The sequence below is a fragment of the Ignavibacteria bacterium genome (assembly GCA_013177855.1).
Lineage (GTDB): Bacteria > Bacteroidota > Ignavibacteria > Ch128b > Ch128b > Ch128b.
In genome coordinates this window covers 1,893,071-1,905,869 of sequence record JABLYA010000001.1, presented here as the reverse complement: position 1 = coordinate 1,905,869, position 12,799 = coordinate 1,893,071, and the positions used below count along the sequence as shown (strand labels likewise).

Below are 12,799 nucleotides of genomic sequence, written 5' to 3'. Positions count from 1 at the left end.
TATCAAAGTAATAAACAATAAGTTGGTCAAACTTTACAACTAAAAAATTTATATCACCACCAATCATCATTTGAAAAATCTTTCAGGGAAAATATTTCCACGATTTAAAATCAAATTTGGATCAAATATTTTTTTGATTTCGAACATTTTTCTCAAAACATCCTCAGGATACATAAGCTCAAAGAATTGTCTTTTTAATTTTCCAATTCCATGTTCAGCTGAAATTGTCCCGCCAAGTTGAACAGCCTTTTTACAAAATTCACGATAGAGATTTAATGCAAGTTCATTTTGTGCTTTATCTTTCGGGAGCATATTAAAGTGCAGGTGGTCATTTCCGATGTGACCATATCCGACATAATCAATCGCATTAGATTTACAACTCTCGCAGCAGAAATAATAAAATTCTCTAAAATAATTTGAAGGCACAGCTATGTCTGTTCCAACTTTCTTCAGATCATTCCTTGAAATGTATTCATTAACAAGAGCTGAAATTGAATGCCGAAATTCACGAATATCATTAACTTCTTTCTCGTTAAATGCAAACCAGATATTTTCAATATTTCCGCTGCACTCCAAAATTAAATCTGAGAGTTGTGAGATAATTTCATCTTTATTTTCATTATAAATTTCCTGTTCAAACCAGATTGCAAATTTTTTCCCATCTACATTTGGAAATTTTTTAGCAAGAAACTTCAACGCTTGATCATCAAAAAATTCAAGTGCTCGTGGATTTATCAAGTTATATTTTTCATCTTTATTTATTTTTCTTGAAATATCAACAAATCTGTAAGCATCATCAAAACTCTCAAAGAAAATTACCATCGAGATTAGATCATTGGGTTGAATAAGTAATTTCAATTCGGTTTCGACAATTATTCCGAGTGTCCCTTCGGAGCCGATGAACAAATCAATTAAATCCATATCTTTTTCAAAAAAATAGCCAGCTGCATTTTTGACTTTCGGAATTGCTATTTCAGGAATTCTGAAATTGTATTTTTTCCCTGATGAGATTGAAAAATTAAATTCATAGCCATCAGCTTTAATTTCATTTCTCTGAATTCTAAACAGTTCACCATCAGGTAAAATTAGAAGAATTGCGTTGACCCATTTTCTTGTTGATCCATATTTTAATGTTCTTGCACCTGATGCGTTAGTGGCAATAGTTCCGCCAGTTGAACAATTTCTTTCAGTTGGATCAGGCGGATAAAATAACTTATAATCGTTTAAGAAATTTTGTAGTTCATTTAATGTAACAAATGATTGAACTGAGATTAATTTTTTGTCTTCATCCAGAGAAATTATCTGATTAAACTTTTCAAGTGAAACTACCACTCCACCAGAAGGAACTCTGCCGCCTACAAGTCCTGTCCCCGCTCCCGAAATGGTTACAGGAATTTTTTCATTATTGAACTTTTTAATCAATTCAGAAAGTTCATCAATATTTTCAGGAATATAAACTGCTTCACATCCATTGCTTTTGAAATTTGATGCATCAGTTAAATAATTCTGGATTGTCTCCTGGTCTGTTTTTACAATCATCTTGAATTCATAAATTATTTTATTCAAATTCAAATTAAAAAATCTTGGTCTAAAGATGATATGAAAAAAATTCTGGTTTTATTACTATTTATAACAATTCAAAAATCACTTACTCAACCATTTTATATTTACACGGATTCACTGGCAAAAAAGAACTGGCATGCAAATCACTCGTGGAACACTCAATTTGATCTTAAAAATCAGTCACAAAAATTTAGTGGATCAAATTCAATCTCGATAAAATTTCAAAACGCTTACTCGGGATTTGTGTTGTTCCTGGCAAATCTAAACACATCGGGCTACGATTCACTTGTTTTCTGGGTCAACGGAGGAAACAGTGGAGGACATTCATTCTGGATTAAAGTTTCAACTGACGGCAAAAATTTTTTAGAAGGAAAGTCATCAACTGATTATGTTCAAATTGAAGCTAATAAATGGAAAGAGGTAAAAATTCCGCTGACACATATTCTTGATAGTAATTTTTATATCGTCTCAATTTTATTTCAGGAAAACAAAGGTCAATCTCAACCTGAATTTTTTATTGATGATATTTATCTCACATCAATTTCTGGAAATCCAAAAATTTTAGAGACGAATCTGAGCAGTTACAATTTCTATCCAGGAGATAAAATTTCAATCACTGCAAGAATTAATGATGAAGATGGATTAAATGATCTCAAAAGCGTTGAGGTTGATTGTAGTTCGTTACTAAGTGGATTAAAATTTCAACTTTTCGACGATGGAGCTCATAATGATTATTTAGAAAACGATGGAATTTTTGGAAATGAAATTACCATACCATCGAATACTTCAAATGGTGAAAAGATCATCAATATTATTGTCGAAGATAAATCAGGCAAAAGAGCATCTCAAGAAATCTGGGTCGGTGTTTTAATATCTGACTCAATTCAAATTCCCTTAGGATTGCCCAGGTATCTTTCAATAGGTACAGGAACTACCACATCAAATCTTTCCTGGCAAACCAATAATGGAAACGATTGCTGGGATTTAGGTTATCAATATATCACTTGGGGTTGGTGGAACTGGTATGGAGAATTTGTTAAGAGATTTTGCGATGATGCTCATCGACGCGGTTATATTCCTGTCATTCCAGTTTATATGTTTCAAACTGCACCAAATGAATTCGGATGCACTGGAAATGAATACGATAAAATTTATTGTGCAATAAATAATTCTTCATTAATGAATGAATTCTGGAACCGCTTTATTCAAATGTGTGACGAAGCAAATCGAAGCCTGGCTTCAAAAGTAATTTTTCATATTGAACCTGATATGCTTGGCTATCTTCAACAAAGAGCAATTAGAGAGAATAAAGAACCATCACAAATTCCAGCTTTCATAAACGATACGCGATATCCGAACAATTTATCTGGTATGCATCAGAGAATGATTGATATTGTTCGTGAACATTGCCCGCAAAAAGGAATGATAGCCTTTCATGCTTCACTCTGGGGAAATATTATAAGTTTGAAAGAGAATGAAGAAAAAATTCTCGACATTGAAAGTCTTGCAAGAAACACAGCTGATTTTTTAATGAAATTAAGTCCCGATTTCGATCTAATTTTTATGGATTGGTCTGATCGAGATGCAGGTTATGATGAAATCTGGTGGGATAAGAAAAATACTTCTCTGCCAAACTTTTCAAGAGTTTTAATGTTCACAAATTATCTTTCCATATTTACAAAAAAGAAAATTGTTCTTTGGCAAATTCCAATTGGAAACGAAATGCTTCCAAACATTGTGAACCAATATGCTGATAATCGTCTCGATTATATTTTTGATCATCCATTTGATATTGCAAAATCGGGCATCATTTCACTGCTCTTCGGTGCAGGAATTCCAAATATGACTACTCAATTTACTGATGGCGGACATTTGAAATCACGGGCACTTCAATATTGTCAGAATGGGAAAATTGATTTGATTAATCTTACTCGAAAAGACACAAACATTACATCGTCCAACCAAGAATTATTGTTCGATCAGAATTTTCCAAATCCATTTTCCAGTTACACTTACCTTCGATTTTATCTTCCAGAATTTTATGATGAAGCTGTTAATGAGAAGGTTACTTATGGCAATGTAGAAATAAAAATTTTTAATGTGCTTGGTCAGGAAGTTGGAAAATTACTTAACGAAACAAAGACTGCAGGTCAGTATGAAATTAAATTTACTCCATCAAAATTCAATCTTTCTGGGGGAATTTATTTCTTAAAGCTAAATTATGGAAAGTTCAGCAGAACAATCAAAATTGTTTATCTGAAATGATCGATTATTGATGAGATCTGAGCAAATCTGTTAACGACAAGATCCTCTTCAATTTAAATCCTAAGCTTTGATTGAAAAATTTCTTATTGCAAAAATCAATTTGTTGTTAAAGTTAGATTAAGCTTTGATTAGATTTGGATTTAGTTCATCTAAGATTTCTTTTAACCATTTTAATGTTTTAAGAACAAAACTCGGTCCGTGATGAGCAAAGAAATCATAAATTCCTGGTGTGATAAAAAGTCTATCAAACTTTAATGCATCAATTTCTCCAAATCGATTTATTAATTTTTCTTTTATTGCATTCCTATCCCGATCTCTGGAAAACATCTTTGGTTCATAAATGATGATATCGGGATTTAATTCAGATACTTTTTTATCGTCAGGAGTTAACCACTCACAAGATTCATTTTGAAATATACTCTCACCACCGACAAAATTAATTCCATCAGTAATGTAGCTGAAAGCACCAAAAGAAACTGGACCGCCAAGATCAATTTCAAGATAGAGCCGTTTAATTTTATACTGCTTTACCGATCTGAGATTATTCAATCCGTCGAACAAAATTTTTTCAAGTTGTCTTGCTTCACTGTAATAACCTGCAGCTAAACCAGCTTCAACGCAATTAGCTATTAATTCTGCTAAAGATGGTGGAAGTCTTAATGGATAGATTGGAAATTTTTCTTTCAGATTTTTAATCAATTCAAGTTGGTAACCTGTAGTAGTAAAAATTATATCAGGATTAATTTCATCAATTACCTTTTCTTTGAATGAATTATAAGAGCCAACAATTATCTTTTCTCTCGCCTTTTCTGGATGAACGCAGTAAACACTAACTCCCTTTACAAATTCTTCAAGTCCCATTAAAAATAGTGCTTCAGTAATTGCAGGACTAAAACTTATTATTCTTTCGCACCTTTCGGGAAGGATTAATTGTTTTTGTAAGATTTCGTTGTAGATTTTTCTTTCGGACAAAGTTGCAGCTCAATTATTCTTTGATTTTCAAACTCTCTTTTAATCTTTGAATTTCATCACGAATTGCGGCTGCCCTTTCAAATTCAAGATCTTTTGCAGCATTGTGCATTTCTACAGTCAGTTGTTCGATTAATTCTTTTTTCTGTTCAGGGGTCAAATGTTTAATAATAGGTTGAAGTGCAACTGTAAAACCTGTTTTTCTTTTACCATAATCTTCACGACCTTTTCTAACATCAGCTACAGTAGTTGTAGATAGAATTTCTTCGGTCGTTTTATAAATTGTCTTTGGTGTAATTCCGTGCTTCTCGTTGTATTCGATTTGTTTTTTCCTCCTTCGTTCAGTCTCTTCAATTACTTTTCGCATTGAGTCAGTAATTTTATCAGCGTACATTATTACAAGTCCGTTTACATTTCGTGCAGTTCTCCCAGCAATCTGAAGCAGAGATTTTTCACTTCTTAAAAATCCTTCTTTATCTGCATCAATAATAGCAACGAGCGAAACTTCAGGAAGATCAAGTCCCTCTCTCAAAAGGTTCACACCGACCAAAACATCAAAATCACCGAGACGCAGATCACGCAAAATTTCAACTCGTTCAAGAGAATCAATATCCGAGTGAATATATCTTACTCTCACGCCAAGCTTATCAAAATAATCTGTTAAATCTTCAGCCATTTTTTTGGTAAGAGTTGTAACCAAAACTCTTTCCTTTCTTGCGGCTCTTATTCTGACTTCATTTAGCAAGTCATCGATTTGATTTTTTACTGGTCGAACAGAAATTGGCGGATCAAGTAATCCAGTTGGTCTGATTACCTGTTCAACTACCACACCTTTACATTTTTCAAGTTCATAATCACCGGGGGTTGCACTTACAAAAATTACTTGATTGATTTTTTCTTCAAATTCTTCGAATTTCATTGGTCGATTATCAAGTGCTGAAGGCAATCGAAAACCATGCTCAACGAGTGTTTCTTTTCTCGATCTATCGCCATTATACATCCCTCTAATTTGCGGTATTGTCACATGCGACTCATCAATGATCAAAAGATAATCTTCAGGGAAATAGTCAAACAATGTATATGGTCTTGAACCCGGCGGTCTTCCATCAAGATGGCGACTGTAATTTTCTATACCGGAACAATAACCAAGTTCTTTCATCATCTCGATATCGAATTTCGTCCTTTGTTCAAGTCTTTGAGCTTCCAAAAATTTCCCTTGACTTCTTAATTCGTGCAATCGCAGTTCAAGCTCTTTCTCAATTGATTTTATTGCTTTTCTAATTTGATCTTTCGGCGTGACGAAATACTTGGCTGGATAAATTACATAAGAATTAATTTTCTCTAAAACATTTCCCGTTAATGGATCAATGATTTTCAAAGATTCAATCTCGTCACCCCAGAACTCAATTCGAACAGCTTGATCATCAAGAAAAGCCGGAATCAAATCAATCGTCTCACCCCGAACTCTAAATGTCCCGCGAGTAAACTCAACATCATTTCTTGTATAAAAGATATCGACAAGCCTTTTAAGTAATTCTTTTCGATTAATTCGCATTCCCTGTTTTAGAACAATAACCTGGCTTGCATATTCGTGCGGTGCACCAATTCCGTAAATCGCACTTACAGATGCAACAATTATTACATCTCGCCTTCCTTCAATTAAAGCCGTAGTCGCTTTTAGCCTCAATCGATCAATCTCATCATTAATTGAAAAATCTTTTTCGATATATGTGTCAGTTGCAACTACATAAGCCTCCGGTTGATAGTAATCGTAATAACTTATAAAGAACTCGACAGCATTTTCTGGGAAGAAAGATTTAAACTCGCCGTAAAGTTGAGCTGCTAAGGTTTTATTATGAGACAGCACCAGAGTTGGTTTATTGACCTGAGCAATCACATGAGAAATAGTGAATGTTTTTCCGCTTCCAGTTACACCCAGAAGAGTCTGGAATTTTTCACCTCGTTTTATTCCTTCGACAAGTTGTCTAATTGCCTCAGGTTGATCGCCAGTCGGTTTTAGGTTTGTGACTAATTTGAATTTTTCCATAGTTCTTTAAATAAAATTACATATAAAAAGTTTTAGTTTTTAGTCGTTTTTTTAAAATAAATATTGACATTCATCAGATTGATCTTGAACCAATAAAAAAGATACGAACAAATTCTGCTTTAGACTTGTATTAAAATTAATTAGAATTATCAATATAAAGATCATAATCCCAATACTTATATACATTAATGAAATCCATCGAGTTTCATTTTTATTAAAGCTTTGTATGATAAATTTTTAATGATGCATGAATGAGAATAAAAATAATAGTTTTAATAGTAATTGAAATGCATAGTCAGATCTTATTCAAACCAATTCATAAAAATTAAGATGATTTGAAAAATGAAGACAAGAGATTGACAAAAAGAAATAAATCATTTAAAATGCTTTCGAAAAGTTAAGATGACCATAAAAACGAGGTACAAAATTATGAGAGAAAAAGAATTGGAGTTAATCATACGAGAACTCCCCGAAGATCTGCAAAGGGAAGTCTTGGATTACATAGAGTTTCTCGTAAATAAATATAAAATCAAGGATAAATTGGAAAAGAAATTTAAGTTCGACTGGGAAGGAGGTTTAGCTGAATTACAAGAAAAATATTCTTCCGTTGAATTGCAACATAAAGCTTCGGAGTTAAGGTAATGTTTTTAATAGATACTAATGTATTTCTAGAAATTCTATCAAATCAATCTAAAAAAGAAAACTGCAAAACATTTTTAAATAAAAACATCAATAACTTGAATATTTCTGATTTTTCTTTGCACTCAATAGGAGTAATTCTATTCAGATATGACAAAGAGGACATTTTCGAAAGATTCGCTGGAGATGTCATTTCTAATGTAAGGCTTCTTTCGTTGCCAAAAGAATTTTATGGCAAAATTGCAGAACTTAAGAAAAATGAATATTTGGATTTTGATGATGCTTATCAGTACAGTATTGCAAAGATTTATAAGCTGAAATTAGTGACAATGGATAGAGATTTTGAAAAAATAAAAGATGTTGATATTCTATTCCTTTAATGACTTCTATAAAAGGTTTTATACTAATCCAAAGATCATCATATTAATTGCTATAACAAATATCAAATCGAATACATGACTAACTTTAAATTATTTATTTTAATAAAATTACCTTCTACTGTAAACCCAAATTCTTCTTTTCATTGATTTTATATCACATCTTTTCTAATTTGAAATCGAAAATGATGAAAAATAATTGTACACTTTTGAAGCTATTCCATAATACTCACCATAATTTTTCCACACTCAAAGGTTCAAACACAAGGAAGGAGATTTTTTAATGGGCTGGTTTTTAAAGACTTTTAATTATTCTGTCGGTAAGAAACTACTGATGGCTCTTACCGGATTTTTTCTGATTCTCTTTCTATTCATTCACCTTTTCGGAAATACTTTTCTTTATTTTGGTCCCGATTATTTCAATGGATATGTCCATACTTTAAATGAAACAGCTCTTGTTTACTTTATCCGTGTAATTGAAATTATTCTTGTACTTGGATTTGCTTTTCATATCTGGGATGGACTCAGACTTTGGTGGCAGAATAGAAAAGCTCGTCCTGTTAAATATTACATTAAAGCTACTGATCCAAAATCCACCTGGACATCCCGGAATATGATTTATTCTGCATTAATCATTCTTGTATTTTTAATTATTCACCTCAGAAACTTCTGGTATGAATTCAAATATGGACCAAGAACAGAGAATATTACAGATTATGATATAGTTGTAAAAACTTTTCAAGATCCGGTTTATATGATTTTGTATATGGTTTCAATGGTTTTTCTGTTTTTACATCTGCATCATGGTTTTCAAAGTGCCTTTCAAACTCTTGGATTAAATCATAAAAAGTATACACCATTTATTGTCTGGCTTGGTAGATTTATTGCTCTGTTTTTGTCAGTCGGATTTGCTTCATTTCCAATTTATTTTTTCTTTTTTTATGGAGGTAATTAACTATGGCATTAGAATCTAAAATTCCTTCTGGTCCAATTCAGGAAAAATGGACTAATCACAAATTTAATCTCAAACTTGTCAGTCCCGCCAACAAAAGAAAATATGAAATAATTGTAGTTGGAACTGGATTAGCTGGTGCCTCAGCTGCTGCGTCATTGGCTGAACTAGGTTATAATGTAACTGTTTTGACTTTTCATGATTCACCACGAAGAGCTCATAGTATTGCAGCTCAAGGTGGAATTAACGCTGCGAAAAATTATCCGAATGACAATGACAGTATTTACAGATTATTTTATGATACTTTGAAAGGCGGAGATTACCGAGCACGGGAAGCAAATGTCTATAGGCTTGCTGAAGTTAGTAACAATATCATAGATCAATGCGTTGCTCAGGGTGTTCCTTTTGCAAGAGAATATGGCGGATTACTTGACAATCGTTCATTCGGTGGTGCACAATTATCAAGAACTTTCTATGCAAGAGGTCAAACCGGTCAGCAGCTGCTTCTCGGTGCTTACAGCGCTTTGAGTCGGCAGGTTGGTCTTGGAAGAATAAAACTTTACACTCGTCGAGAGATGCTCGGATTAGTCGTAATAGATGGACTTGCTCGCGGAGTTGTTGCAAGAAATTTAGTTACTGGTGAAATGGAAAGATTTGCAGGTCATGCTGTTGTTCTGGCAACTGGTGGTTATTCAAGAGTGTTTTATCTTTCTACCAATGCAATGAATTGTAATGCAACTGCAATCTGGCGTGCTCATAAAAAAGGTGCATTCTTTGGAAATCCTTGTTTCACTCAAATTCACCCAACAAGTCTCCCGCTCCATCACGAACAGCAATCCAAATTGACTTTAATGAGCGAAAGTTTAAGAAATGACGGACGCGTTTGGGTTCCAAAGAAAAAAGGAGATAAACGACCGCCTAATCAAATTCCAGAAGATGAGAGAGATTATTATCTGGAAAGAATGTATCCTTCGTATGGTAATTTAACTCCGAGAGATATCGCATCACGAGCAGCAAAAAGAATGTGCGATGAAGGTTATGGCGTTGGTGAAACTGGTCAAGCAGTTTATTTAGATTTTTCAGATGCAATTAAGAGACTTGGCAAGAAAGTAATTGAAGAACGATATGGCAATCTTTTCCAGATGTACGAAATGATAACTGGAGATAATCCCTATGAAGTACCAATGAAAATTTATCCTGCACCACATTACACTATGGGCGGTTTATGGGTTGATTATAATTTGATGAGTACAATTCCCGGTCTTTATGTAATTGGTGAAGCAAACTTCTCAGATCACGGTGCAAATCGTTTAGGTGCAAGTGCCTTAATGCAAGGATTGGCGGATGGATATTTCATTTTACCATATACAATTGGTGATTACCTTGCTTCACAAAAGTTTATTCCAGTGAAAACAGATCACGAAGAATTTGAAAAAGAAGAAAAAGCTCAAAGAGATTTAATTAAACGATTAATCTCAATTAATGGTAAACGAACAGTCGATGATATTCACAGGGAACTCGGCAAGATTATGTGGGATTATGTTGGAATGTCTCGAAACGAACAGGGATTGAAAAAAGCTATTCAAATGATTAGAGATTTAAGAGAAGAATTCTGGAGAAATGTGAAAGTCCCTGGAAATGATATGGATTTGAATCAAACTCTTGAAAGAGCTGGGCGTGTAGCTGATTTCTTAGAACTTGGTGAATTAATGGCAATAGATGCACTTCATAGAAACGAATCTTGCGGTGGACATTTCAGAGAAGAATATCAAACAGAAGATGGCGAAGCTAAGCGTGATGATGAAAACTTTGCCTATGTTGCTGCATGGGAATTCAAAGATGTTGGTAATTGGGAGCTTCACAAGGAACCACTTGTATTCGAATATGTCAAACCATCCACAAGGAGTTACAAGTAATGAGCAGCGGAAAATTAAATTTGACCTTGAAAGTCTGGCGACAGGCTGGACCTGATGCAAAAGGTGAATTTGTCACTTATTATGCGAAAAACATTTCGCCCGATGCATCATTCCTTGAAATGTTAGATATTGTTAATGAAGAACTCGAAGCAAAAGGAGAAGAACCAATTGCTTATGAACACGACTGCCGTGAAGGAATTTGTGGAACTTGTGGAATGGTGATTAACGGAAGACCACATGGACCACTTCAGGGAATTACTACCTGCCAGCTTCATATGCGGCATTTCAAAGACGGCGATGTAATTTATATCGAACCATTTAGAGCAAAAGCTTTTCCAGTTATCAAAGATTTAATTGTTGACAGATCAGCTTTCGATAAAATTATTCAAGCTGGCGGATTTATTTCAGTTAATACTGGAAGCGCACCTGAAGCAAATACTATCCCGGTCAAAAAAGAAAATGCTGAGCTTGCAATGGACGCGGCAGCCTGTATTGGATGCGGTGCCTGTGTTGCTGCCTGTCCAAATGCGTCAGCTATGCTTTTTGTAAGTGCAAAAGTTTCTCATCTTGCTCTTCTGCCGCAAGGACTCCCTGAGAGAGAAATTCGAGTTCAAAAAATGGTCGCAAAGATGGATGAACTCGGATTTGGAAATTGTTCAAATGTCGGTGCCTGCGAAGCTGAATGTCCAAAAGAAATTAAAATTACAAACATTGCCAGATTAAATAGAGAATTTTATCGAGCAAGATTTCTCTCAAATGTAGAAGATTAACATTCACCCACTTCAAAATTAAAAGCCATCCCCAAAACGGATGGCTTTTTTGTTTTTTATATGCTTGAATTTTAAAAATTTTCAATACTACATTTGACTATGCAAATTAGCTCATTAACTTTTATATATTGCATCAAAACTTATAGGTTAAAAATGAAATTGAAATTTACAACTTGTTTAATCGCTCTTTTGATTTTTTCAACTGAACTTTTCTCTCAAAACGTTAAAGTTGAAGATTATCAGGTTCCGATCAGTCGAGCAAGACTTTTGAGAATGAACGGCTTCTGGAACTGGAATCAAGTTGGTGATTCGGTGATTAATAATGCAGCTGCAGCAGGAGTAATTTATAGACAATTCTATTCTTCACTCCCCTTTGCATGGTTTTTAGATGCTGATTTAAGTGGAGGTAAAAACTTTGCCAAGTATCAGCATTCAGTAAAAATATCTACAAGCGCCAGAAAATATATCTGGGATGAAAGGGACTACTTTGCTTTTGCTGGTCTGGATATGTCTCATCAAGATTACTACAAACAAATTGCATCAAATCTTACTCTCGGAGCTGGTTACGGGAGATACATCGATGCAACAGCCTTAGCTAAAGCTGTTAGAATTGAGGAACATTTGTTAAGAGAAAAAATCATTACAGATAATCTGCCAAAAGAAACTATGATTAAAATTGCAAACATAATTGACAGACAATCAGAATACATAAATATTTATGGTGAGACCTATGAGAATTTCTGGTTATTTGATATTGAGAATGAAATAAGAGCTTCAGGCAAATTAATCGGTAATCATGTTGGGGCAATTGGTATTTTAAGAATGCGTCAGGTTTTATTTAATATTAACGAAAAAGTTAATAATAGATACTTTGGTTATGATATCAATGTAGGTTCAAAATTTGTTTTAAGCACATCTGATAAATCTAATGTCGGCTCACCAAATCTCAGCATTTCCGGCAGATATAGTTATCCATTTGGATGGAGATTTCAGATCAATGGTTCATTCGAAACTTTTACACCAATGGACTCTATGTTTTTCCGACAGGTAACAACCAATCTAAACCTTGACTTTATTTATGAATTAAGCAATAGAATTAATTTTGTTGCAAACTATAGATTGGTTTCCAAAAAAGTATACCAACAATCAAAAATTTCAATTGATCATATATTTCAGACTTCATTTCTCTACTATCTTGAAAACGAACTTTACTATGGCTTCACTACTTCAGTTCAAAAATTAGGCGATCAAAAAACTCAGTTAGGCCTGGCTCTAACTCTTCAATACAATCTTTTCTAACA

Annotated in this window: 10 protein-coding genes; 7 read left to right on the top strand and 3 right to left on the bottom strand. The window is 33.8% G+C overall.

Annotated features, from left to right (window positions below; translation table 11 throughout):
• Nucleotides 1–66 precede the first annotated feature (66 nt).
• Entirely contained in the window at nucleotides 67–1,539 is a 1,473-nt protein-coding gene (locus HPY57_08035; GenBank protein ID NPV11722.1) for an FAD-binding oxidoreductase, read from the bottom strand.
• 60 nt (nucleotides 1,540–1,599) lie between these two features.
• Between HPY57_08035 and HPY57_08030 the strand changes: the two genes are divergently transcribed.
• Nucleotides 1,600–3,828 carry a T9SS type A sorting domain-containing protein gene (locus tag HPY57_08030; protein ID NPV11721.1) on the top strand — a complete coding sequence of 743 codons (2,229 nt, stop codon included), beginning with the start codon at nucleotides 1,600–1,602 and terminating at the stop codon, nucleotides 3,826–3,828.
• 117 nt (nucleotides 3,829–3,945) lie between these two features.
• Here the strand turns inward: HPY57_08030 and HPY57_08025 are convergent, their stop codons facing one another.
• Together HPY57_08025 and uvrB are read right to left on the bottom strand one after the other, a co-directional pair.
• Complete coding sequence (locus HPY57_08025) at nucleotides 3,946–4,800, bottom strand: ABC transporter substrate-binding protein (protein NPV11720.1); 855 nt, start codon at nucleotides 4,798–4,800, stop codon at nucleotides 3,946–3,948.
• A gap of 13 nt (nucleotides 4,801–4,813) precedes the next feature.
• A complete protein-coding gene (gene uvrB, locus HPY57_08020) occupies nucleotides 4,814–6,844 on the bottom strand; it encodes an excinuclease ABC subunit UvrB (GenBank protein NPV11719.1) in 2,031 nt (676 codons plus the stop codon).
• A gap of 429 nt (nucleotides 6,845–7,273) precedes the next feature.
• Here uvrB and HPY57_08015 point away from each other — a divergent pair, with 429 nt between their 5' ends.
• From HPY57_08015 to HPY57_07990, 6 genes are all read left to right on the top strand, one after another.
• Nucleotides 7,274–7,486, top strand: coding sequence for a DUF2281 domain-containing protein (locus HPY57_08015; GenBank protein NPV11718.1), 213 nt, complete (start codon nucleotides 7,274–7,276; stop codon nucleotides 7,484–7,486).
• Entirely contained in the window at nucleotides 7,486–7,863 is a 378-nt protein-coding gene (locus tag HPY57_08010) for a PIN domain-containing protein (protein ID NPV11717.1), read from the top strand. Before HPY57_08015 ends, HPY57_08010 begins: the two co-directional genes overlap by 1 nt.
• A 280-nt stretch (nucleotides 7,864–8,143) precedes the next feature.
• A complete protein-coding gene (locus HPY57_08005; GenBank protein NPV11716.1) occupies nucleotides 8,144–8,815 on the top strand; it encodes a succinate dehydrogenase cytochrome b subunit in 672 nt (223 codons plus the stop codon).
• Between the two features lie 2 nt (nucleotides 8,816–8,817).
• A complete protein-coding gene (locus HPY57_08000; protein NPV11715.1) occupies nucleotides 8,818–10,728 on the top strand; it encodes a fumarate reductase/succinate dehydrogenase flavoprotein subunit in 1,911 nt (636 codons plus the stop codon).
• Nucleotides 10,728–11,498 carry a succinate dehydrogenase/fumarate reductase iron-sulfur subunit gene (locus HPY57_07995; GenBank protein ID NPV11714.1) on the top strand — a complete coding sequence of 257 codons (771 nt, stop codon included), beginning with the start codon at nucleotides 10,728–10,730 and terminating at the stop codon, nucleotides 11,496–11,498. The genes HPY57_08000 and HPY57_07995 overlap by 1 nt, the downstream gene beginning before the upstream one ends.
• A 153-nt stretch (nucleotides 11,499–11,651) precedes the next feature.
• Complete coding sequence (locus HPY57_07990) at nucleotides 11,652–12,797, top strand: hypothetical protein (GenBank protein NPV11713.1); 1,146 nt, start codon at nucleotides 11,652–11,654, stop codon at nucleotides 12,795–12,797.
• Nucleotides 12,798–12,799: the final 2 nt, after the last annotated feature.